This window comes from Kitasatospora sp. NPDC048286 (assembly GCF_043201735.1).
In the GTDB taxonomy this organism is placed as follows: domain Bacteria; phylum Actinomycetota; class Actinomycetes; order Streptomycetales; family Streptomycetaceae; genus Kitasatospora.
Genome location: NZ_JBICZE010000001.1, coordinates 873,979 through 896,342, shown reverse-complemented (window position 1 = coordinate 896,342; position 22,364 = coordinate 873,979). Strand labels below are relative to the sequence as shown.

Genomic DNA, 22,364 nt, shown 5'->3' with positions numbered 1-22,364 from the left:
CCAGCGCCCGGCGGGATTGCCCGGAACTGGTCGGCGTCCGGTGCCGCCGCGTCCATCCATTCGGACGCGGCGGCACCGGTCTGCGGTTCGGATCAGGCCTCGACGTCTCCGCCGACCACCGTCTCCGCACCCTCGGCCGTGTCGGTGGACTCGGTACCCGCCACCTCGTCCTCCGCCGTCTCCTCGTCCTCGGCCTCCGCGTTGCGGGCCATGCCCACGACCGCGTCGCGCTTTCCGAGGTTGATCAGTTGGACGCCCATGGTGTCACGTCCGGTTTCACGAACCTCGGAAACCCTCGTACGGATCACCCCGCCCGAGAGGGTGATCGCCATGATCTCGTCGGATTCGTCGACCACGAGCGCGCCGACCAGCGAGCCCCGGCCCTCGACGATCTTCGCCGCCTTGGTGCCGTAGCCACCGCGCCCCTGGACACGGTACTCGTCCACACCGGTGCGCTTGGCGTACCCGCCGTCGGTGGCCGTGAAGACGTAGGTACCCGGTCGGACGACGTTCATCGAGAGCAGCTCGTCGTCCTCGCGGAAGGCCATGCCCTTGACGCCGGAGGTGGCGCGGCCGGTGGGGCGCAGGGCGTCGTCGGTCGCGGTGAAGCGGATCGACTGGGCCTTCTTGGAGACCAGCAGCAGGTCGTCCTCGGCGGAGACCAGCTCGGCGCCGATCAGCTCGTCGTCCCGGCCCTCCTCGTCCTGGCGCAGGTTGATCGCGATCAGGCCGCCGGAGCGCGGGGAGTCGTAGTCCTTGAGCGGGGACTTCTTCACCAGGCCGGCCCGGGTGGCGAGGACCAGGTACGGCTTGTCCTCGTAGGTGCGGACGGCCATCACCTGGGCGATGTGCTCCTCCGGCTGGAAGGCCAGCAGGTTGGCGACGTGCTGGCCGCGGGCGTCGCGCCCGGCGTCCGGCAGCTCGTAGCCCTTGGCCCGGTAGACGCGGCCCTTGTTCGTGAAGAACAGGATCCAGTTGTGGGTCGTCGTCACGAAGAAGTGGTCGACGATGTCGTCCTGCTTCAGCTGGGCACCGCGCACGCCCTTGCCGCCGCGCTTCTGCGAGCGGTAGAGGTCGGAGCGGGTCCGCTTGACGTAGCCGCCACGGGTGATGGTGACGACGATGTCCTCCTCGGCGATGAGGTCCTCGATGGAGAGGTCGCCGTCGGAGGGGATGAGGGTGGAGCGCCGCTCGTCGCCGTACTTCTCGACGATCGCGGCGAGCTCCTCGGAGATGATCTCCCGCTGGCGGGTCGGCGAGGCCAGGATCGCGTTGTACTCGTCGATCTTGCGCTGGAGCTCGTCGTGCTCGTCCATGATCCGCTGGCTCTCCAGCGCGGCCAGGCGACGCAGCTGCATCTCCAGGATCGCGTTGGCCTGGAGCTCGTCGATGTCGAGCAGGCCCATCAGACCGGTGCGGGCGGCGTCGGCGCTGGCCGAGGCCCGGATCAGCGCGATGACCTCGTCGATCAGGTCCAGGGCCTTGAGCAGGGCGCGCAGGATGTGGGCGCGCTCCTCGGCCTTGCGCAGGCGGAAGGTGGTGCGCCGGACGATGACCTCGACCTGGTGGTTGACCCAGTGCCGGATGAAGGCGTCCAGCGACAGGGTGCGCGGCACGCCGTCGACCAGGGCCAGCATGTTGGCGCCGAAGTTGGTCTGCAGCTCGGTGTGCTTGTACAGGTTGTTCAGCACGACCTTGGCCACGGCGTCGCGCTTGAGCACGACCACCAGGCGGGTGCCGGTGCGCGACGAGGACTCGTCGCGGACGTCGGCGATGCCGGCGATCTTGCCGTCCTTCACCAGGTCGGCGATCTTGAGCGCGAGGTTGTCCGGGTTGACCTGGTACGGCAGCTCGGTGATCACCAGGCACTGGCGGCCCTGGATCTCCTCGACCTCGACCACGGCGCGCATGGTGACCGAGCCGCGGCCGGTGCGGTAGTAGTCGTCGATCCCGCGGCGGCCGACGATCAGCGCGCCGGTGGGGAAGTCCGGGCCCTTGATCCGCTCGACCAGGGCGTCCAGCAGCTCCTCGGCGGAGGCCTCCGGGTTCTCCAGGTACCAGAGCGCGCCGGAGGCGACCTCGCGCAGGTTGTGCGGCGGGATGTTGGTGGCCATGCCGACCGCGATGCCGGTGGCACCGTTGACCAGCAGGTTGGGGATGCGGGCCGGGAGAACGGTCGGCTCCTGCGAGCGGCCGTCGTAGTTCGGCGCGAAGTCGACGGTGTCCTCGTCGATGTCGCGCATCATCTCCATGGCCAGCGGCATCAGCTTGCACTCGGTGTAGCGCATGGCCGCGGCCGGGTCGTTGCCCGGGGAGCCGAAGTTGCCGTTGCCGTCCACCAGCGGCATCCGCAGCGACCACGGCTGGGCCAGGCGGACCACGGTGTCGTAGATCGAGGTGTCACCGTGCGGGTGGTAGTTGCCCATGACGTCGCCGACGACGCGGGCGCACTTGTAGTAGCCCTTCTCGGGCCGGTACCCGCCGTCGTACATCGCGTAGAGCACGCGGCGGTGCACCGGCTTGAGGCCGTCGCGGACCTCGGGCAGCGCACGGCTGACGATCACGCTCATCGCGTAGTCGAGGTACGAGCGCTGCATCTCGGTCTCGAGCTCGACCGGCTCGATCCGCATCGTCGCCTGGGCGGTGGGCTCGGCGGTGTCGGGGGTCTCGGGCTGGTCGCCTTCGGGACGGTTGTCGTCGACCACTGGTGGTCAGTTTCCTTTCACGCGGACTGGTACGTGCGGGGCCTGGGGTGCAGGCGTCACACGTCCAGGAAGCGGACGTCCTTGGCGTTGCGCTGGATGAAGGAGCGGCGGGCCTCGACGTCCTCGCCCATCAGCACGGAGAACAGCTCGTCGGCGCGGGCGGCGTCCTCCAGGGTGACCTGGAGCAGCAGCCGGTGCTCGGCGTCCATGGTGGTGACCCGGAGCTCCTCGGCGTTCATCTCGCCGAGACCCTTGAAGCGCTGGATCGCGTCGTCCTTGGGCAGCCGGCGCCCGGCCTCCACCCCGGCGGCGACCACGGCGTCGCGCTCGCGGTCGGAGTAGGCGTACTCGAAGTCGTCCTTGCCCCACTTGATCTTGTACAGCGGGGGCATGGCGAGGTAGACGTACCCGGACTCGACCAGCGGCCGCATGAAGCGGAACAGCAGGGTGAGCAGCAGGGTGCGGATGTGCTGTCCGTCGACGTCGGCGTCGGCCATCAGGACGATCTTGTGGTACCGCAGCTTGGACTCGTCGTAGTCCTCCTGGATGCCGCAGCCGAAGGCCGAGATGAGGGCCTGGACCTCGGTGTTCTGGAGGACCTTGTCGATCCGGGCCTTCTCGACGTTCAGGATCTTGCCGCGGATCGGCAGGATGGCCTGGGTGCGCGGGTCGCGGCCCTGCTTGGCCGAGCCGCCCGCGGAGTCACCCTCGACGATGAAGATCTCGCACTCGGACGGGTCCTTGGACTGGCAGTCGGAGAGCTTGCCCGGCAGCGAGGCGGACTCCAGCAGGCCCTTGCGGCGGGTGAGGTCGCGGGCCTTGCGGGCGGCGACGCGCGCGGTGGCGGCCTGGATGGACTTGCGGATGATGTCCGCGGCCTCGTTGGGGTTGCGGTCCAGCCAGTCGTTGAGCTGCTCGTGGACGACCTTCTGGACGAAGGTCTTGGCCTCGGTGTTGCCGAGCTTGTCCTTGGTCTGGCCCTCGAACTGCGGCTCGCCGAGCTTGACCGAGATGATCGCGGTCAGGCCCTCGCGGATGTCCTCGCCGGAGAGGTTGTCGTCCTTCTCCCGGAGCAGCTTCTTGTCCCGCGCGTAGCGGTTGACCAGGCCGGTCAGCGCGGCGCGGAAGCCCTCCTCGTGGGTGCCGCCGCCGTGGGTGTGGATGGTGTTGGCGAAGCTGTAGACCCCCTCGGTGTAGGAGGAGTTCCACTGCATCGCGACCTCCACCGAGATCGCCTTGTCCTTGTCCTCCGCCTCGAAGTCGATCACCGAGGGGTGGATGACCTCGCCCTTGCGGGAGTTGAGGTGGGCGACGAAGTCGGCGATGCCGCCGTCGTACTTGTACGTGACGGAGAGCGGCTTGCCCTCCTCGTCCACGTGCTCGGGGCGCTCGTCGGTCAGCGAGATGGACAGGCCCTTGTTGAGGAAGGCCATCTCCTGGAAGCGGCGGGAGAGCGTCTCGAAGGAGTAGACGGTGGTCTCGAAGATGTCGCCGTCGGCCCAGAAGGTCACCGTGGTGCCGGTGCGGTCGGTCTCCGCACCCTTGACCAGGGCGGCGGTCGGCGCGCCCATCTTGTAGTCCTGGGTCCAGATGTGGCCGTCCTTGTGGATCTCCACGGAGAGCCGGGTGGACAGCGCGTTCACCACCGAGACGCCGACACCGTGCAGACCGCCGGAGACTGCGTAGCCGCCACCGCCGAACTTGCCGCCCGCGTGCAGGACGGTGAGCACGACCTCGACGGCGGGCTTGTCCTGGCCGGGGACGATGTCCACGGGGATGCCGCGGCCGTTGTCGACGACGCGGATCGCGCCGTCGGCCATGATCGTGACGTCGATGGTGTCGGCGTACCCGGCCATCGCCTCGTCGACGGAGTTGTCCACGACCTCCTGCACCAGGTGGTGCAGGCCGCGCTCGCCCGTCGAACCGATGTACATGCCGGGGCGCTTGCGGACGGCGTCGAGGCCTTCCAGCACCTGGATGTTGCTACCGGTGTAGGAAGACTGGTCGGACTGGTCTGGGGTCTGGCTGGGGTTGCCGGAATCGGCCACGAAGCGCCCTCTCTGGCACAGCACGGGCCGCATGCCCACCCCGTGCGGGCGGGCGTGCGACCACAGCGTTTCGACTCGGTTGCCACTAGCAACAGTGTTTGGCTCTCAGTCTACCGGTACGACTGACAGAGATGGGCGTTTGGCAGCCCTTGAGGGCAGATATGCCGCCCTGAATCCCCTCTGCACATGTCCCGATACTCGACCGGGGGGCCCAGGGCGCCTGGCAGGGCTGTCAGGGGTTCCGGAAGATCGCCATCCGTTCCGGGGCCCCGGGCGGCCGTCCGACTTCCCGGTCAGCCCCAGGTGTCGCCCGGCCCCTTGCTCCCCGGCGCCCGCAGCCGGCCGTAACCGCGGACGGGCGCCGCCGGGCCGAGCACCTTGATGGTCCTGACCGTCCCGTGCCCCAGCTCGTGGTTCAGGCGGGCCACCAACTGCCGTGCCAGCCAGCGCAGTTGGGTGGCCCAGGCGGTGGAGTCGCACTGCACGGTGAGCACCGCGGCGGCCTCGTCGTAGGAGGAGGGGTGGCAGTGCGCGGCGATGTCCGGGCCCACGATCTGCGGCCAGCGGCCCATCACCCCGCCGACGGCGGCCGAGGACTCCCAGCCGCGCTCGGTCAGCAGCCGGTTGAGCGCCGCGCCGAGCGGGACCGGGTCACGGCCGTCCGAGCGGGCGCCGCTGCGCAGGCCGTGCCGCTTCGCCTCGCGCTTCTCCCGGACCTGGTCGCCGCGCTGGCGGGCCTGGGCACGGGCCGCCCGCAGCGCTGAGCGGGCGAGGTCGGCACCGGTCGGCGCGGGGGCGCCGGACTCGGCGGCACCGGGCTCAGGGGCACCGGGCCTGGGGGAGCGCTCCGCCGGCTCGCTCACGGCAATCTCCTTTCCCCAGCCTGTGGACAACGGTCGCGGTCGCGCGCCATTGAGCCGTCCAGCCTACGGGAGCGGCCGGGCCCGGCGGGCCGGGGCCGGGGTGCACCGAGGTGCGGTGACGGTGGTGTGGTGGTGTGGGTGCGGTGCCGGAGGGGGGCGCGGTCAGGCGTCGATCCGGCGCACCGCGCCGTCGGAGACCGCGAACCGGGCGCCGGCCAGCGCCTTGGGCACGTCCTCGGCGACCGCCGCGGTCACCAGTACCTGCTCGCCGTCGGCCACCAGCTCGGCCAGCCGGTCCCGGCGGGCGGCGTCCAGCTCGGCGAACACGTCGTCCAGGATCAGCACCGGCTCGCCGCCGTCGGCGCGCAGCAGCTCGTACGAGGCCAGCCGCAGCGCCAGCGCGAAGGACCAGGACTCGCCGTGGCTGGCGTAGCCCTTGGCGGGCAGCGGGCCGAGCTTGAGCACCAGCTCGTCGCGGTGCGGGCCGACCAGGGTCACCCCGCGCTCGACCTCCTGCTTGCGAACCGCCCGCAGCGCGTCCAGCAGCTGCTCCTCGGCCTGCTCGCGGCTGCTCGGCAGCTCGCCCTCGAAGGAGCTGCGGTACTCCAGGGCGGTCTCGCCGCCGCCGGGGGCCAGCTGCCCGTACGCGGCCGCCACCAGCGGCTGCAGGGCGGCCACCAGCTGGATCCGGAAGGCCGTCAACTCGGCTCCGGCACGGGCCAGATGGCCGTCCCAGACCTCCAGGGTGGACAGGTCGGCGCCCTTGCCGCCGCCGGCCCGGCGGGCCATCGCGGCGGTCTTCAACAGGGCGTTGCGCTGCTTGAGCACCCGCTCGTAGTCCTGCCGGACCCCGGCCAGCCGGGGGGCCCGGGCGGTCAGCAGCTCGTCCAGGAAGCGCCGCCGCTCCCCCGGGTCGCCCTTGACCAGGCTGAGGTCCTCGGGGGCGAACAGCACGGTGCGCAGCAGGCCCAGCACGTCCCGCGGGCGCACGTTGTCGGAGCGGTTGATCCGGGCCCGGTTGGCCTTGCCCGGGGTGAGCTCCAGCTCGATCAGGGTGGAGCGGCCGCGGTCCACGACCGAGGTGCGGACCACCGCGCGTTCCGCGCCCAGCCGGATCAGCGGGGCGTCGGTGGCGACCCGGTGGCTGCCCAGGGTGGCGACGTAGCCGATCGCCTCGACCAGGTTGGTCTTGCCCTGGCCGTTGGGCCCGACGAAGGCGGTGACGCCCGGGTCGAGGGGAACCTCGGCCCGGGCGTACGACCGGAAGTCGGCGAGCGACAGATGCGCGACGTGCATGGCTGTGGACTGCGCCCGCCTTCTTGGGGAGGACCTGCTGGTTACTTGGACTCGACCGCGTGGCCGCCGAACTGGTTGCGCAGCGCGGCGATCATCTTCATCTGCGGCGAGTCCTCCTGGCGGGAGGCGAAGCGGGCGAACAGCGAGGCGGTGATCGCCGGCAGCGGCACGGCGTGGTCGATCGCGGCCTCGACGGTCCAGCGGCCCTCGCCGGAGTCGGCGGCCCAGCCGCGCAGCTTGTCGAGGTGCTCGTCCTCGTCCAGGGCGCGGACGGCCAGGTCCAGCAGCCAGGAGCGGATGACGGTGCCCTCCTGCCAGCTGCGGAAGATCTCGCGCACGTCGGTGACCTCGGGGGCGGCCTCCAGCAGCTCCCAGCCCTCGGCGAAGGCCTGCATCATCGCGTACTCGATGCCGTTGTGGACCATCTTGGCGAAGTGGCCGGCGCCCACCGCGCCCGCGTGCACCGAGCCGAAGTCGCCCTCGGGCTTCAGGGCGTCGAAGACCGGCTGGACCTTGGCGACGTGCTCGGCGTCGCCGCCGTACATCAGCGCGTAGCCGTTCTCCAGGCCCCAGACGCCGCCGGAGACGCCGCAGTCCACGAAGCCGATGCCCTTGGCGGCCAGCGCCTCGGCGTGCTTGACGTCGTCGGTCCAGCGGGAGTTGCCGCCGTCGACCACCACGTCGCCGGGGGAGAGCAGCTCGGCGAGCTCGTCGACGGTCGCCTGGGTGGCGGCGCCCGCCGGGACCATGACCCAGACCACGCGCGGGCCCTGGAGCTTGGTGACGAGCTCCTGGAGGCTCTCGACGTCGGAGATGTCCGGGTTGCGGTCGTAGCCGATGACGGTGTGGCCGGCGCGGCGGATCCGCTCGCGCATGTTGCCGCCCATCTTGCCGAGACCGATGAGGCCGAGCTCCATGACCAAGTCCTTACCTGTGGTGACGTGCCTGCCGGCGGCGCCGTTGCCGCACTCCTTGAGCCTACGCGCTGGAGCGAACCCGGCTGTCTGCGGTCGGGCCGGGCGGGGGAGACGTCCACAGGCTGTGCACAGCGGGTGTGCACAGCCTGTGGACGGTCGGACGTGGCGGGATCAGCCGGAGAGGCGGACCGGCATGATCAGGTACTGGTAGGCCTTGTCCTCCTCGGCGTCCACCGAGACCTTGCCGCTGAGCAGCGCGGGCTTGGTCGGGGTGGTGAAGCTGAGCTGGGCGAAGGGGGAGTCGATGGCCTTGAGGCCCTCCTCCAGGTAGCCCGGGTTGAAGGCGATCGAGATGGCGTCGCCCTCCAGGGAGGCCTCGATCCGCTCGGTGGCCTGGGCGTCGTCGCCCGAGCCGGCCTCCAGCGTCAGCACGCCCTCCTCGAAGTTCAGGCGGACCGGGGTGTTGCGCTCGGCGACCAGCGAGACGCGCTTGAGCGCCTCCAGGAAGGGCTGGGTCTGGATCGCGGCGACCGCGTTGAACTCGGTCGGGAACAGGCTGCGGAACTTGGGGAACTCGCCCTCCAGCAGCCGGGTGGTGGTCCGGCGGCCGGCGCCCTCGAAACCGATCAGGCCCTCGCCCGCGCCGCCCGAGGAGAGCGCGATGGAGACGTTGTCGCCGCTGCCCAGGGACTTGGCGATGTCCTGGAGCGTCTTCGCCGGGACCAGCGCGACGGCGGAGATGTCCGACTGCTCGGGCTTCCACAGCAGCTCGCGGACGGCGAAGCGGTATCGGTCGGTGGCGGCCAGGGTGATCCGGTCGCCCTCGATCTCGACCCGGACACCGGTGAGCACCGGGAGGGTGTCGTCCCGGCCGGCGGCGACCGCGGCCTGGCTGACGGCGGAGGCGAACACGTCGCCGGAGACGGTGCCGGTGGCGGTCGGCATCTGGGGGAGCGCGGGGTACTCGTCCACCGGGAGGGTGGGGAGGGTGAAGCGGGAGCTGCCGCAGACCACGCTGACCCGCTGGCCGTCGGTGGAGATCTCCACCGGGCGGTTGGGGAGGTTGCGGGAGATGTCGTTCAGCAGCCGGCCGGAGACCAGGACGGTGCCGGCCTCCTCGACGTCCGCCTCCAGCTCGACCCGGGCCGACACCTCGTAGTCGAAGCCGGACAGCGCCAGGCTGCCCTCCTGCGCGGTCAGCAGCAGGCCGGCCAGCACCGGCACCGGCGGCCGTGCCGGGAGGCTGCGGGCAGCCCAGGCCACCGCCTCCGCGAGGACGTCGCGCTCCACCCGGAACTTCACCGGTAACCGCCTCCTGGATCGAGCGCTCCCGCTCGCACTCTGGTTCGTCTGATCTTGATCGTCGGTTCGGCTGTCCGCCGAGCTCGGTCACTCCGCTTCCAGTCGCAAGGACAGTCTGACGTACTCCGCCGACAGACGGGGCAGACGGGCGGAAGCTTCCCGAACGGTTGTCGGAGGCCGGTTGTCCACAGATTCGGGGCCCACCCACTTTGAAAGCAAGTCCGGGGTCTAAATGTGTAGTGGTAGTAGTAGGGCCTGTGGAAACCGTGGATAACCCCGTTTCCGCAGGTCAGAGCCCGAATTTTGTCCACAGTGACTGTGGACGGCGGCTGTGGACGGGCAGGCCGCGCTGTGGACAGCCGAGCGTTACCCACAGGCCACGCTCGGTATCCACAGGTTATCCCCAGGGCTGTCCCCAGATCCGGGCCCGGTTATCCACGGGCGCCGGTCAACTTTTCGTGACGCCTTTCACACCAGGGTATGAACGCCAGTCCACGGTTGTCGAACTGTGGACGCCACTGTGGACAACCTGGGGATAACCGACCCGACCCTGGGGACAACCGGTGGATAACCCGGACGGCCCACTGGCGGGCGGTCAACTGTCCACATCCTGTGGATAACCGTTGTGCACAAGTCCACAGGCACCTGACCTGCGCGGAAGAGCGTAGCGGTGACGGGCCTGTGGACGAATTCTGGATAACTCCGCACCCTCCACCCTGTGGACGGTGGAGAAGGGGCCGGTCCTGTGGACAACGGCCTTGCGCGCCCTCGGTTTTCGAATCACCGGTCAGTTGTTCGGCGCGGGCTGTGGACTGGCGGATCGTCCGTCGACCGCATCCCTGCCCAGTCGGGGCGCGGCGCACACCTGTGGACGCGCGAAAGGGGCGTCAGGATTCGCTCCTGACGCCCCGGGGGCCCGTCTCGTGGCGGTGCTGTGCCGTGCCGGCTAGCTCTTGATGCGGTTGGTGAGTTCGGTGACCTGGTTGTAGATCGAGCGCCGCTCGGCCATCAGCGAGCGGATCTTGCGGTCCGCGTGCATCACCGTGGTGTGGTCGCGGCCGCCGAACTGCGCGCCGATCTTCGGCAGCGAGAGGTCGGTGAGCTCGCGGCAGAGGTACATCGCGATCTGCCGGGCCGTCACCAGCACCCGGCTGCGCGAGGATCCGCAGAGGTCGTCCACGCTCAGGCCGAAGTACGCGGCCGTCTGCTGCATGATGACCTGTGCGGTGATCTCCGGTCCCGCGTCCTCGTCCCCGCCCGGGATCAGGTCCTTGAGGACGATCCCGGCCAGCTCCAGGTCCACCGGGGCCCGGTTGAGGTTGGCGAAGGCCGTCACCCGGATCAGCGCGCCCTCGAGCTCCCGGATGTTCCGGGTGATCCGGGACGCGATGAACTCCAACACGTCGGCGGGAGCGTTGAGTTGTTCCTGGATCGCCTTCTTGCGCAGGATCGCGATCCGGGTCTCCAGCTCCGGCGGGGTGACGTCGGTGATCAGACCCCACTCGAAGCGGTTGCGCAGCCGGTCCTCCAGCGTGGTCAGCAGCTTGGGCGGCCGGTCCGAGGAGAGGACGATCTGCTTGTTCGCGTTGTGCAGGGTGTTGAAGGTGTGGAAGAACTCCTCCTGCGTGGACTCCTTGCTCGCGAGGAACTGGACGTCGTCCACGAGCAGGATGTCCATGTCCCGGTAGCGGCGGCGGAAGGTGTCCGCCTTGCCGTCCCGGATCGAGTTGATGAACTCGTTGGTGAACTCCTCCGAGGACACGTAGCGCACCCGGGTGCCCGGGAAGAGGCTGCGCGAGTAGTGCCCGATGGCGTGCAGCAGGTGGGTCTTGCCCAGCCCGGACTCGCCGTAGATGAAGAGCGGGTTGTACGCCTTGGCCGGGGCCTCGGCGACGGCCACCGCCGCCGCGTGCGCGAAGCGGTTGCTGGCGCCGATGACGAAGGTGTCGAACAGGTACTTGGGGTTCAGCCGGGCGGCCGGCTCGTCCTTGCGGGAGCCGCCGGCCGGGGGAGCGCCGGGCGGGGCGGGCACGCCGGGGACGCCGGGCCGCTCGGCGGAGCGCTCCGGGGCGGACTTCTCCGCCGGGCGTCCGCCGGTGGGGCGGGAGCCGCCGGCCCGGCGTCCTGCGCCGGTGCGCGGCTGCTCGTTCGGGCCGGGGCCGTAGGCGCCGCCGAAGAGGTCGCCCTGGGTGGTCGCGGGCGGGCCGGGGACGGGCCGCGGCGGCCGGGGCGCGTGCTCCTCCGGGTCGCGGTAGGCCGGCGGCTGCTCCTGGTAGCCCTGCCAGCCCGGTCCGCCGCCGGGGCCGCCGTACGGGGCCTGGCGCTGCTCGTAGCCGCCGGTGTCGTAGCGGGGGCGCTCGTAGTCCTGCTCGTACGGCTGCGCCTGCTCGTAGGGCTGGCCGTGCTCGTACGGCTGCTGGTAGCCCTGGCCGCCGTAGTCGGAGTCGTCCTCCTCGGCCGGGCCGGGGTAGGGCTCGGCGGGGGCCTGGGGGGCGGGCGCGGGGGTGGTGGGCACCGCGTTGGCGTCGACCATCACGGCGATCCGGACCGGGCGGCTGAGCTCGCGGCTGAGGGCCTCGGTCAGCTGCGGCAGCAGCCGGCCCTCCAGCACCTGCTTGGCCCGCTCGTTCGGGGTCGCCAGCAGGGCGGTGTCGTGCATCATCCACATCGGCTGGGTGCGCTGCACCCACTGCTTGTCCATCTCCGCGACATCGGGGTCGCTGACCAGCCGCTCGACGACCCTGGCCCAGACCGGGACGAGGTCGCTGTTGACATCAGCCACTGGTGCACGCTTTCCAAGAACAAACCAGACAAGTTCTGCAACGGTAGTCAGCGAACAGGGCAGGATCAAGTCGTTGTCCACAGGCTGTGGGTAAGACGGGTCGGGAGCGGCTGGTTTGACCCTCGTGCCCCGTCCCGCGTACCGTAACCAGGTCGAGTTGTCGATGGCCGCTGCCGCATGTCCGCGGGTCCGCCCGCTCCATAAGGCGCGCAGCACGGGCGCCGTGGATTGCCTCAGACCCCAGCCGAACTGGGGCGATGGGCCGGATTTCCGAAATCAGGGGAGATCACGCGGACGCACGGTGACGGCCAAGCGACTCCCCGTCATCCTACGATTCACCTCAGGAGCCCCCGAGTGAGCAAGCGCACCTTCCAGCCGAACAACCGTCGTCGCGCGAAGACCCACGGCTTCCGGCTGCGTATGCGTACCCGCGCCGGCCGCGCCATCCTGGCCGCCCGCCGTGGCAAGGGCCGCGCCAGCCTGTCCGCCTGATCCGCGCCAGAGTCTGTTGTGCTGCCCTCCGAGAATCGGCTGCGGCGGCGCCAGGACTTCGCGACCGCGGTGAAACGCGGTCGCCGGGCCGGCCGGCCCCTTCTGGTCGTCCATCTCAGCAGAGAGGGTGACCCGCAGGGGCAGACCGACCGGACCAGCGACTCCCGCCCGCACGTCGCCGAGGGGACTCCTTCGGCGCGTGCGGGTTTCGTCGTGAGCAAGGCCGTCGGCCCGGCGGTTGTCCGCAACCTGGTCAAGCGCCGGTTGCGCCACCTCGTTCGTGATCGTCTCTTCAGGCTGCCCGCCGGTAGCCTGATAGTGGTGCGTGCGCTGCCCCAGGCCGCGACCGCCTCGTACCAGGACCTCGAACGTGACCTGGACGCGGCACTGAAGCGGTTGCTGAGGACGGAGCCCGCCGCCACGGCGCCGACGGGAGCAGGTCGATGAAGTACCTGCTGATGGGTCTGATCAGGGTCTACCAGTGGACCATCAGCCCACTGCTCGGTCCGGTCTGCCGCTATTACCCCTCCTGCTCGCACTACGGCTACGAGGCCGTGAAGGTGCACGGGGCGGTCAAGGGCGGCGGGCTGACCGCGTGGCGAATCCTGCGCTGCAATCCGTGGACGCCCGGCGGGGTCGATCACGTCCCGCCGCGCAAGCATCCGGTGTGGCACCGGCGGTTGCGAGACTGGTTGAACAGCCGGTCCGCCACCGGAGACCCGGTGACCACCACCCCCGCCGGTCCGGACCCCGAGGGCCCGGCGACCATTGGCCCCGTGCGGCCAATCCACCTGTCCAAGGAGCCTGACCGGTGACCTTCTCCTTCCTGAATCCCCTGTACACAGCGGTGTCCTGGATCATCGTCCAGTTCCACTCGCTGTACAGCCACATCTTCAATCCGGACGGTGGCTGGGCCTGGGGCCTCGCCATCGCCTCGATGGTGGTCGTCATCCGGATCTGCCTGATCCCGCTCTTCGTGAAGCAGATCAAGGCGACCCGGGCCATGCAGGCGATCCAGCCGAAGATGAAGGCCATCCAGGAGCGCTACAAGAACGACCGGCAGCGCCAGTCCGAAGAGATGATGAAGCTGTACAAGGAGGCGGGTACCAACCCGTTCTCCAGCTGCCTTCCCATCATCGTCCAGGCGCCGTTCTTCACCGCCCTCTACGGTGTGCTCGCCAAGGTCGCCAAGGGCCAGGACATCGGCGTCATCCACGGTGACCTGCTGGTGAGCGCCGGCAAGGCGCACATCTTCGGTGCCCCGCTCTCCGCGACCTTCGTCAGCAGCCCCGAGACCAACGTCAAGATCGTCACCGCCGTGATGATCATCCTGATGTCGCTGTCGCAGTTCATCACCCAGCGCCAGCTGATGACGAAGAACGTCGACCTCACGGTGAAGACGCCGTTCATGCAGCAGCAGAAGATGCTGATGTACGTCTTCCCGATCATGTTCGCCGTGATGGGCATCAACTTCCCCGTCGGTGTCCTGGTCTACTGGCTGACCACCAACGTCTGGTCGATGGGCCAGCAGCTGGTCGTCATCCACAACAACCCGACCCCGGGCAGCAAGGCCTTCCAGGAGCGCCAGGAGCGCCTGAAGAAGGCCGGCCGACTGCGTTCGGACGGTACGGAGATCAAGGGCGCGCTCTGGGGCATGCTGCCCCCGTCCAAGGCGGCCGTCAGCGAGGCGGCCAGCGCCGCCGCGGTGGTCGAGGAGGCGGCGCAGGTGCGCCGCCAGCAGCCCCGTCGGCAGAGCAAGTCCCAGCGCCAGCAGGGCGGTGCCGGACAGCCGACCGTCGAGCTGGACAAGGACACCCCGGCCGAGGAGCCGGCCGACTCCACCCCCGCCGAGCCCGAGGGCAAGCCGGCGGCCGCCAAGCAGGCCGCGGCCAAGCCCGCCGGCACCAAGCAGGGCACCCGGCAGCAGCCGAAGCGCGGTGGCGGCCAGCGGCCGAAGAAGAAGTCCTGACCGGTCCCGAGCCCGTTGTGACAGCCGCGAAGAGCTTCGTCCCCGGCCCGACAGACGGGCCCATCTCCGAAGGAGTCCATCAGTGACGGAAGGCACCACCTCCGCCGTCGAGGCCGAGGCCGCCGCCAGCGCCGACGAGAGCCTCATCTCCCGCCTGGAGCAGGAGGGCGACATCGCGGCGGACTACCTGGAGGGTCTGCTCGACATCGCCGATCTCGACGGTGACATCGACATGGACGTCGAGGGCGACCGCGCCCTGGTCTCCATCGTCAGTGACGGCAACGACCGCGCGCTGCAGCGCCTGGTCGGCCAGGACGGCGAGGTGCTGGAGGCTCTCCAGGAGCTGACCCGGTTGGCTGTCCACCGGGAGACCGGCGAGCGCAGCCGCCTCATGCTGGACATTGCCGGCTTCCGGGCCCGCAAGCGCGAGGAGCTGGCGGCGCTCGGCGCCAAGGCCGCCGAGCAGGCCAAGAGCACCGGCGAGCAGGTCAAGCTGCGGCCGATGACGCCCTTCGAGCGCAAGGTCGTCCACGACGCGGTCGCCGCGGCGGGCCTGCGCAGCGAGTCCGAGGGCGAAGAGCCCCAGCGGTGCGTGGTCGTGCTGCCGGTCTGAGGCCGACAGGTCGACGACCGACCGCCACGGCGGCCGGAGAGCTTCACCGGACGCGACCCCGTCCGCCTCGTGCGGGCGGGGTCGTCGTCCCTTCTGGGATGTTTCACGTGAAACAGTGCGTTGAGCGGGTCGGTGGATCCGGGGATCGGAGAGGTCGAGATGGACACGGAGAACGCGGCCGCCGGCCGGCCGGGGGCGGACGTGGACCCGGCCGCTGAGGGGCGGGCCACCGAGGCGGAGCAACTGACCGAGGCGCCGGCCGTCGCCCGGGAGGTCTTCGGGGAGCGCTACGACGCCGCAGTCCGCTATACCGAGCTGCTGGCCACGGCGGGTGTGCAGCGCGGGCTGATCGGGCCCCGTGAGGTGCCCCGGCTCTGGGACCGCCACGTGCTGAACTGTGCGGTGCTGGCCGAGCTGCTGCCTTCCGGCATCACGCTGTGCGACGTCGGGTCCGGGGCCGGTCTGCCGGGCATCCCGGTGGCGCTGGCCCGTCCGGACGTCTCGGTGACGCTGCTGGAGCCGCTGCTGCGCCGGACCACCTTCCTGGAGGAGGTCGTCCGGGAGCTGGGGCTGGACAACGTCACGGTGCTGCGCGGCCGCGCCGAGGAGATGGTCGGCAAGCTCGCGGTGGACGTGGTGACCGCCCGGGCGGTGGCGCCGCTGGACCGGCTGGCCGGCTGGGGCATGCCGCTGCTGCGCCCGCACGGGCAGATGCTGGCGCTCAAGGGTGACAGCGCGGAGCAGGAGCTGGCCGAGTCGCGGGCCGGGCTCGCCAAGCTGGGCGCGGTGGAGTCGAGCGTCATCGCGGTCGGCGAGGGCACCCTGGAGACCTCCACCCGGGTGATCCAGGTGAAGGCGGGGGAGAGCCCCGGCGGGGTGAAGGCGGCCACTCGGCGCGCCAAGGCGGCCCGGGCGGGCCGCAACGCGAGCGTCCGCAACGGTGAGCGCGGCCGGGGCGGGCGGCGCCGCGGCCGCTGATCCGGGGTGACTCCGGACACGTGACGACGACGGGCGGACGGGCCTCCTGAACGGGAGGAGCGTCCGCCCGTCGTCGTTCAGGTGACGGCCCGGCCGCCGCCGGAACACCGGAGTGTCGCAACGTCAGAATTCCGGCATAGCGGGCATGGTGTTTCACGTGAAACGTCGCTCCTTGCTCTCGGGCATCCTCCGCCGTGACCGGGCGGCGACTGTTGCCGCTCCGGTTTCACGTGAAACACTGACCCCCATGCAGGACTCGGAGACCGTCGACCAGATCGATGACACGCCCATCGCACGGGCTGCCCAGGCTGCGGTTCAGGCGATCGGCCGAGCGGGTGCGGGACTGCCCCGGCCCGCCGCCACCCGGGTGATCGTGGTCGCCAACCAGAAGGGTGGGGTGGGCAAGACCACCACCACCGTGAACATGGCCGCCTCGCTCGCCATGCACGGCCTACGCGTCCTGGTCGTCGACCTCGACCCGCAGGGCAACGCCTCCACGGCGCTCGGCATCGACCACCACGCCGAGGTGCCGTCCGTCTACGACGTCCTGGTGGAGGGCAAGCCGCTGGCCGACGTGGTGCAGCCGGTGCGCGACGTCGAGGGGCTGTTCTGCGTCCCCGCCACCATCGACCTGGCCGGCGCCGAGATCGAGCTGGTCTCCCTGGTGGCCCGGGAGAGCCGGCTCCAGCGCGCCATCGCCGCCTACGAGCAGCCGCTCGACTACATCCTGATCGACTGTCCGCCCTCGCTGGGCCTGCTGACGGTCAACGCCCTGGTCGCCGGCCAGGAGGTGATGATCCCGATCCAGTGCGAGTACTACGCGTTGGAGGGCCTCGGCCAGCTGCTGCGCAACGTCGAGCTGGTGCGCGCGCACCTCAACCCCGCACTGCACGTGTCGACCATCCTGCTCACCATGTACGACGCCCGGACCAGGCTGGCCGCCCAGGTCGCCGAGGAGGTCCGGACCCACTTCCCGCAAGAGGTGCTGAGCACGGCGATCCCGCGCTCGGTGCGCATCTCGGAGGCGCCCAGCTACGGGCAGACGGTGCTCACCTACGATCCGGGCTCGACCGGGGCGCTCTCCTACCTGGAGTCCGCCCGCGAGCTCGCGCTGCGTGCGGTGGGCCGGGGCGGCTCGCTGGTGGGTCAGCAGCGGGACGGCCAGCCGAGGCACGGAGCCCCGGTGGCACAGCACGGCACGACGGAGGGTCATCAGTGAGTGCTCGCAAGGTTGGTCTGGGTCGAGGGCTGGAGGCGTTGATCCGCCCCGCCGCGCCGGTGGACGGCGGGGCGGCAGTCGCACCCGCACCGGCCCCGGTGCGGCCGCTGCCGGGCGGCCGCGGCACGGTGGCGGCCCGGGTGGCCGCGGAGAAGCAGGCCGAGCAGGTGCAGCCGGCTGGTGCCTACTTCGCCGAGCTGCCGCTGGACGCGATCACCCCCAACCCCCGCCAGCCGCGTGAGGTCTTCGACGAGGACAAGCTGGCCGAGCTGGTCACCTCCATCAAGGAGGTCGGGCTGCTCCAGCCGATCGTGGTGCGCCAGGTCGGTGCCGACGGCTTCGAGCTGATCATGGGCGAGCGCCGCTGGCGCGCCTCCCGGGAGGCCGGGCTGGAGCGGATCCCGGCGATCGTCCGGGCCACCGAGGACGACAAGCTGCTGCTGGACGCCCTCCTGGAGAACCTGCACCGGGCCGAGCTGAACCCGCTGGAGGAGGCGGCCGCCTACGACCAGCTGCTGCGGGACTTCTCCTGCACCCACGAGGAGCTGGCCGACCGGATCGGCCGCTCGCGCGAGCACGTCACCAACACCCTGCGGCTGATGAAGCTCACGCCGTCCGTCCAGCGCCGGCTGGTGGCCGGAACGCTGATGGCCGGGCACGCCCGGGCGCTGCTCGGTGTGCCGGACTCCGAGGAGCAGGAGCGGCTGGCCAAGCGGATCATCGCGGAGGGTCTCACGGTGCGCAACATCGAGGAGATCGTCAAGGTGATGAAGCTGGAGCAGAAGCCGAAGCGCCAGGCGCCGAAGGCGGGCAAGCTGAACTCCCCGGCGTTCAACGACCTGGCGAGCCGGCTGTCGGACCGCTTCGACACCCGGGTCAAGGTCGAGGTGTCGCAGCGCGGCGGCAAGCTGGGCAAGGGCAAGGTGGTGCTGGAGTTCGGCTCGGTGGAGGACCTGAACCGGATCCTGGACAGCATGGCCCCCGGCGAGGACGGTCTGCGGCTGTCGCAGGGCTGAGCCGGACCGGCCGGCCGAGGGCAACGACCCGATGGGTGTGTGTTCCACGTGAGCGCTGTTTCACGTGAAACATGCACCCATCGGCGTTCGTGGGGGAATGCTCGACCGTGAGAGGGAGGAGGAGGTGGGGCCATGGGACGGCGGATCGCTCCGCTGACGCTGGACAACCTCGGGGACCTGCCGACCGGCTGCCGCTCCTGCGTGTTCTGGGAGCTGGACCCGGTCAGCGCGAGGGAGGCGGTGGAGGCGGGCAAGCCGGAGCTGGAGAAGGAGGGGTGGATCTCCACGGTGCTGCTGGAGTGGGGATCCTGCGGCCGGATCGTCTATGTGGACGACCAGCCGGCGGGGTTCGTGCTGTACGCGCCACCCGCCTACGTCCCCCGCTCGCAGTCCTTCCCGACCAGTCCGGTCTCGCCGGACGCCGTTCAGCTGATGGTCAGCCGGGTGCTGCCGGGCTACCAGCGCCAGGGGCTCGGCCGGGTGCTGGTGCAGACCGTGGCCAAGGACCTGATCGGGCGCGGGGTGCGGGCGATCGAGGCCTTTGGCTCGGCCGGGCGGGTGCCGACCAGCTGCGTGCTGCCGGCCGACCACCTGCTCGCGGTCGGCTTCAAGACCGTCCGCCCGCACCCGCGCTACCCGCGGCTGCGGCTGGAGGCGCGGACGACGCTCTCCTGGCGGGGGGACGTGGAGGGGGCGCTGGAGCGGCTGCTCGGCGGCGGGCGCAAGGAGCCGGCACTGCGGCCGTTCTGAAACCCGTCCGGCGGGTCCCGACAGAACGACGGCGGCGGGGCTCCCCACCGAGGGGAGCCCCGCCGCCGTGCGGTCGACGACCGGAAGGCCTAGATGAACTCGGCCAGCTCGCGCAGCAGCGCGGCCTTCGGACGGGCACCGGTGATGGACTTCACCGGCTCGCCGTCCTTGTAGACGATCAGGGTCGGGATCGAGATGACGCCGTACTTGGCGGCGGTCGCCTGGTTGGCGTCCACGTCGAGCTTGGCGATGGTCAGCTTGTCGCCGTGCTCGGCCGCGATGTCGTCCAGGACCGGGGCGACCTGGCGGCACGGGCCGCACCAGGTGGCCCAGAAGTCGACCAGTACGGGCTTCTCGCTCTTCAGGACGTCGTTCTCGAACGTCGCATCGGTGACGGTGGTGGTGGCGCCGGCCACGGGAACTCCTCGGGTTAGGACGGAGGGGGCTGCTGCCGGAAGAACAACGGATGGGCCCGTTCTGTTTCTGCCCGGCCGGGGCGGGGGTGTTTCACGTGGAACACCCCCGCGGGGGTGGATCGGGGAGGGCTCAGACCGCGACGGCGGCGGCCTTGGACTCCAGGTCGTCCAGCGCGGCCAGGTAGCGCTCGGCGTCCAGGGCGGAGGAGCAGCCGGTGCCGGCGGCCGTGATGGCCTGGCGGTAGGTGTGGTCCACGACGTCGCCGGCGCCGAACACGCCCGGGATGTTGGTCCGGGTGGAGGGGGCCTCGACCTTGAGGTAGCCCTCGGCGTCCAGGTCCAGCTGGCCCTTGAAGAGCTCGGTGCGCGGGTCGTGGCCGATCGCGATGAACAGACCGGTGACGGCCAGCTCGCGGGTCTCGCCGGTGGTGGTGTCGCGCAGGGTGACGCCGCTCAGCTTCGGGTCGCCGTGGATGGCCTCGACCGCGCTGTCCCACTCGAAGCGGATCTTCGGGTCGGCGAAGGCGCGCTCCTGCATCGCCTTGGAGGCGCGCAGGGTGTCCCGGCGGTGGATGATCGTGACGCTCCTGGCGAAGCGGGAGAGGAAGGTCGCCTCCTCCAGGGCGGTGTCGCCGCCGCCGACCACCGCGATGTCCTGGTCGCGGAAGAAGAAGCCGTCGCAGGTGGCGCACCAGGAGACGCCGCGGCCGGAGAGCTTGTCCTCGTTCGGCAGGCCGAGCTTGCGGTGCTGGGAGCCGGTGGTGACGATCACGGCGCGCGCCCTGTGGACGTTGCCCTCGGAGTCGGTGACGGTCTTGATGTCACCGGTGAGGTCGACCGCGACGATGTCGTCGGGGATCAGCTCGGCGCCGAAGCGCTCGGCCTGGGCCCGCATGTTGTCCATCAGCTCGGGGCCCATGATGCCGTCCCGGAAGCCCGGGAAGTTCTCGACCTCGGTGGTGTTCATGAGCGCACCACCGGCGGTGACGGCCCCCTCGAAGACCAGCGGCTTGAGGGAGGCACGGGCCGTGTAGAGCGCAGCCGTGTACCCGGCCGGGCCGGAACCGATGATGATCACGTTACGGACGTCGCTCACTGCTTCTCCTGGTTCGCATCGCGACCCGCGTTTGCTGCGGGGAGGGCGGTCCTGCTCCGCCGCCCGGGACAACGACTGACCAGTGTCTCGCATTCCCAGGCGGATCAGTACCAGGCGCCCGGGGTCCGGAAGCGGCGTGGCGCCGTCGGCGTGGATCGCATGGGAACCGCCGGTCAGCGGCTGGGAACGGCCTGGTGGAGGACGACCGGACCGCAGTCGGGGGAGCGCAGGTAGACGTCGACGAAGCCGGGTCGGCCGGGCAGCGGGTAGACCAGGACGTCGACCGGGGCACCGTGGTGGCTGCCGCGGTCGGTGGCGAGCGGGGTGCCGTCGGCGGGGGCCGGGCAGCCCGAACCGGTGGGGGAGGCGGTGGGCGGGGGCGAGTCGGGCTGCGGGCGGGCGCCGTCGGCGGGCAGGGCGGTCCCGGACTTGGCGGGCCCCGTGGCCCGCAGCCCCGGGAGGTTCTCCGAACGGGCGAGCAACTGCTGGACCTGGGTGGCGAGTTCGTCCTCGCGGTAGTCGGTGCCGGCTCCCGCCAGGTGCGGGGTGCCGTGGCCGTCGGCGGTGGTGTTCGGGGCGGCGCCCGCGGTGGCCGTCACCGGGTCGGACCGGTCGTCGGGGTGCAGCAGCAGTGCCCCGCCGAGCCCGAGGGCGGCCAGGGCGGCGGCCGTGCCGAGCAGCAGGGCGAAGCGCCGCCGCCGGGGGCGGGCACGACCGGGGCCGGTGGCCGGTCCGGGCCGTCCGGAGGGGCGATCCCCGGGCCTCGCCGCGGGCCGGGAGGCGGCGGAGGAGGGCGTGACGGGCGCCGTGGCGGCGCGCGGGGGCCGGGCCGGGGCCTCGGCCCGGCGGTCCGCCGCGGAGGCCTCCTGCGGCCGCTCGCCGGCTTCGGGTCCGGTCCCGGCGGCCGCTTCCGCGGCGGCCCCGGCCAGCGCCGCGTCCAGCCGGGCGGCGACGTCGGCCGGCATCGGCGGGGTCTCGACGTCGCCCAGCAGGGCCTGGACCTCGGCGAGCGCGTCGACGGTCTCCCGGCACTCGGCGCAGCCGTCCAGGTGCCGCCGCAGCGCCGCGGCGGTGTCCGGGGAGTCGATCAGCCCCTCGGCGTGGTCGGCCAGCTGCTCGACCGGGGGGTGGCCGTCGGCGGGGTCGGGGAAGGAGGGGTGGGCGTTCATCGGGTGCTCGCGTCTCCTTCCAGGACCGTCCGGCCGGCGCCCGGGCCCGTCCCTGTGACGGCTCCGGGGCGCTTCGGGTTCCCTGCGGTGTCCCGGCGCGGCGGGGCCGAGCCGGGCGTGGGCGCTGTTTCACGTGAAACATCCGGCTCGCGCAGGTGCCGGACGAGGGGGAGGAGCCGGGCCCGGCCGCGCGCGCAGCGGCTCTTCACGGTGCCCACCGGGACGCCCAGCAGCTCGGCGGCCTCCGCCACCGGGTAGCCCTGCATGTCGACCAGCACCAGCGCGGCCCGCTGCTCCGCGGGCAGCTCGGCGAGCGCCGCGGTCAGCTCGCGGTGCAGCTCGGCCCGGACCACCGGGGAGTCGGCCGGCTCGGCGGCGCCGACCAGGGCGTCCAGCCGCTGCGGGTCCTCGTCGAGCGGGGTGGTGCGGCGGGTGGCGCTGCGCCGGGCGCGGTCCAGGCAGGCGTTGACCACGATCCGGTGCAACCAGGTGGTGACCGCCGAGCGGCCCTGGAAGCCGGCGGCGGCGCGGAAGGCGGAGACCAGGGCGTCCTGGAGGGCGTCGGCGGCCTCCTCGCGGTCGCCCAGGGTGCGCAGGGCGACCGCCCAGAGCCGGTCGCGGTGGCGGTCCACCAGCAGGCCGAAGGCCGCCGGGTCGCCGGCGACGTGCCGGGCGAGCAGTGCCGCGTCGTCGTCCGCCACCGTCACGCCTCGACCCCCTGCCCTCGTGCCGG

Annotated in this window: 20 protein-coding genes; 9 read left to right on the top strand and 11 right to left on the bottom strand. The window is 71.3% G+C overall.

The annotated features are described in order from the left end of the window. Window positions 1-92: 92 nt before the first annotated feature. From gyrA to dnaA, 7 genes are all read right to left on the bottom strand, one after another. Complete coding sequence (gene gyrA, locus ACGF13_RS04125; RefSeq protein ID WP_392868788.1) at window positions 93-2,630, bottom strand: DNA gyrase subunit A; 2,538 nt, start codon at window positions 2,628-2,630, stop codon at window positions 93-95. A 131-nt stretch (window positions 2,631-2,761) separates the two neighbouring features. Further along, entirely contained in the window at window positions 2,762-4,777 is a 2,016-nt protein-coding gene (gene gyrB / locus ACGF13_RS04120) for a DNA topoisomerase (ATP-hydrolyzing) subunit B (protein ID WP_392868694.1), read from the bottom strand. 269 nt (window positions 4,778-5,046) lie between these two features. Then, window positions 5,047-5,616, bottom strand: a complete 570-nt coding sequence (locus ACGF13_RS04115; RefSeq protein WP_392868693.1) for a DUF721 domain-containing protein — start codon at window positions 5,614-5,616, stop codon at window positions 5,047-5,049. A gap of 162 nt (window positions 5,617-5,778) precedes the next feature. Continuing rightward, on the bottom strand, window positions 5,779-6,912 hold the full coding sequence (gene recF / locus ACGF13_RS04110; protein WP_392868691.1) for a DNA replication/repair protein RecF: 1,134 nt from the start codon (window positions 6,910-6,912) through the stop codon (window positions 5,779-5,781). A 41-nt stretch (window positions 6,913-6,953) separates the two neighbouring features. After that, window positions 6,954-7,829 carry a phosphogluconate dehydrogenase (NAD(+)-dependent, decarboxylating) gene (gene gnd / locus ACGF13_RS04105; RefSeq protein WP_392868689.1) on the bottom strand — a complete coding sequence of 292 codons (876 nt, stop codon included), beginning with the start codon at window positions 7,827-7,829 and terminating at the stop codon, window positions 6,954-6,956. A 171-nt stretch (window positions 7,830-8,000) separates the two neighbouring features. Next, window positions 8,001-9,131 carry a DNA polymerase III subunit beta gene (dnaN, locus tag ACGF13_RS04100; protein ID WP_392868688.1) on the bottom strand — a complete coding sequence of 377 codons (1,131 nt, stop codon included), beginning with the start codon at window positions 9,129-9,131 and terminating at the stop codon, window positions 8,001-8,003. A gap of 946 nt (window positions 9,132-10,077) precedes the next feature. Next, complete coding sequence (gene dnaA / locus ACGF13_RS04095) at window positions 10,078-11,913, bottom strand: chromosomal replication initiator protein DnaA (protein ID WP_392868686.1); 1,836 nt, start codon at window positions 11,911-11,913, stop codon at window positions 10,078-10,080. 354 nt (window positions 11,914-12,267) lie between these two features. Here dnaA and rpmH point away from each other — a divergent pair, with 354 nt between their 5' ends. The 9 genes from rpmH to ACGF13_RS04050 all read left to right on the top strand — a co-directional run bounded on the left by rpmH (window position 12,268) and on the right by ACGF13_RS04050 (window position 18,950). After that, the gene (gene rpmH / locus ACGF13_RS04090; protein WP_030059672.1) at window positions 12,268-12,405 is read left to right on the top strand and encodes a 50S ribosomal protein L34; all 138 of its coding nucleotides are present in this window, start codon (window positions 12,268-12,270) and stop codon (window positions 12,403-12,405) included. 18 nt (window positions 12,406-12,423) lie between these two features. After that, complete coding sequence (gene rnpA / locus ACGF13_RS04085; RefSeq protein WP_392868684.1) at window positions 12,424-12,852, top strand: ribonuclease P protein component; 429 nt, start codon at window positions 12,424-12,426, stop codon at window positions 12,850-12,852. After that, entirely contained in the window at window positions 12,849-13,220 is a 372-nt protein-coding gene (gene yidD, locus ACGF13_RS04080) for a membrane protein insertion efficiency factor YidD (protein ID WP_392868683.1), read from the top strand. The genes rnpA and yidD overlap by 4 nt, the downstream gene beginning before the upstream one ends. Then, on the top strand, window positions 13,217-14,374 hold the full coding sequence (gene yidC / locus ACGF13_RS04075; RefSeq protein WP_392868681.1) for a membrane protein insertase YidC: 1,158 nt from the start codon (window positions 13,217-13,219) through the stop codon (window positions 14,372-14,374). Before yidD ends, yidC begins: the two co-directional genes overlap by 4 nt. 82 nt (window positions 14,375-14,456) lie before the next feature. After that, window positions 14,457-14,987, top strand: a complete 531-nt coding sequence (locus ACGF13_RS04070; RefSeq protein WP_392868679.1) for a protein jag — start codon at window positions 14,457-14,459, stop codon at window positions 14,985-14,987. A 159-nt stretch (window positions 14,988-15,146) separates the two neighbouring features. Further along, window positions 15,147-15,965 (top strand): 16S rRNA (guanine(527)-N(7))-methyltransferase RsmG, encoded by an 819-nt coding sequence (rsmG, locus tag ACGF13_RS04065; RefSeq protein ID WP_392868677.1) that lies wholly within the window; start codon window positions 15,147-15,149, stop codon window positions 15,963-15,965. 274 nt (window positions 15,966-16,239) lie between these two features. Next, window positions 16,240-17,184, top strand: coding sequence for a ParA family protein (locus ACGF13_RS04060; protein ID WP_392868786.1), 945 nt, complete (start codon window positions 16,240-16,242; stop codon window positions 17,182-17,184). Then, window positions 17,181-18,200 (top strand): ParB/RepB/Spo0J family partition protein, encoded by a 1,020-nt coding sequence (locus tag ACGF13_RS04055; protein ID WP_392868675.1) that lies wholly within the window; start codon window positions 17,181-17,183, stop codon window positions 18,198-18,200. The genes ACGF13_RS04060 and ACGF13_RS04055 overlap by 4 nt, the downstream gene beginning before the upstream one ends. 132 nt (window positions 18,201-18,332) lie before the next feature. Continuing rightward, complete coding sequence (locus ACGF13_RS04050) at window positions 18,333-18,950, top strand: GNAT family N-acetyltransferase (RefSeq protein ID WP_392868673.1); 618 nt, start codon at window positions 18,333-18,335, stop codon at window positions 18,948-18,950. A gap of 89 nt (window positions 18,951-19,039) precedes the next feature. Here ACGF13_RS04050 and trxA read toward each other — a convergent pair whose 3' ends face one another. The 4 genes from trxA to sigM all read right to left on the bottom strand — a co-directional run bounded on the left by trxA (window position 19,040) and on the right by sigM (window position 22,338). After that, window positions 19,040-19,366, bottom strand: coding sequence for a thioredoxin (gene trxA / locus ACGF13_RS04045; RefSeq protein ID WP_392868671.1), 327 nt, complete (start codon window positions 19,364-19,366; stop codon window positions 19,040-19,042). A gap of 130 nt (window positions 19,367-19,496) precedes the next feature. Next, window positions 19,497-20,462, bottom strand: coding sequence for a thioredoxin-disulfide reductase (gene trxB, locus ACGF13_RS04040; protein ID WP_392868669.1), 966 nt, complete (start codon window positions 20,460-20,462; stop codon window positions 19,497-19,499). Between the two features lie 173 nt (window positions 20,463-20,635). Beyond that, the gene (locus ACGF13_RS04035) at window positions 20,636-21,631 is read right to left on the bottom strand and encodes a zf-HC2 domain-containing protein (protein WP_392868667.1); all 996 of its coding nucleotides are present in this window, start codon (window positions 21,629-21,631) and stop codon (window positions 20,636-20,638) included. Beyond that, window positions 21,628-22,338, bottom strand: coding sequence for an RNA polymerase sigma factor SigM (gene sigM, locus ACGF13_RS04030; protein WP_392868665.1), 711 nt, complete (start codon window positions 22,336-22,338; stop codon window positions 21,628-21,630). Before sigM ends, ACGF13_RS04035 begins: the two co-directional genes overlap by 4 nt. Between the last annotated feature and the right edge of the window lie 26 nt (window positions 22,339-22,364).

Bases quoted from the DNA above. Each gene is read 5' to 3' on its own strand.
- recF (WP_392868691.1), bottom strand. From the start codon at position 6,912: ATGCACGTCGCGCATCTGTCGCTCGCCGACTTCCGGTCGTACGCCCGG.
- rsmG (WP_392868677.1), top strand. From the start codon at position 15,147: ATGGACACGGAGAACGCGGCCGCCGGCCGGCCGGGGGCGGACGTGGAC.
- gyrA (WP_392868788.1), bottom strand. From the start codon at position 2,630: ATGCGGATCGAGCCGGTCGAGCTCGAGACCGAGATGCAGCGCTCGTAC.
- ACGF13_RS04035 (WP_392868667.1), bottom strand. From the start codon at position 21,631: ATGAACGCCCACCCCTCCTTCCCCGACCCCGCCGACGGCCACCCCCCG.
- yidD (WP_392868683.1), top strand. From the start codon at position 12,849: ATGAAGTACCTGCTGATGGGTCTGATCAGGGTCTACCAGTGGACCATC.
- gnd (WP_392868689.1), bottom strand. From the start codon at position 7,829: ATGGAGCTCGGCCTCATCGGTCTCGGCAAGATGGGCGGCAACATGCGC.
- ACGF13_RS04050 (WP_392868673.1), top strand. From the start codon at position 18,333: ATGGGACGGCGGATCGCTCCGCTGACGCTGGACAACCTCGGGGACCTG.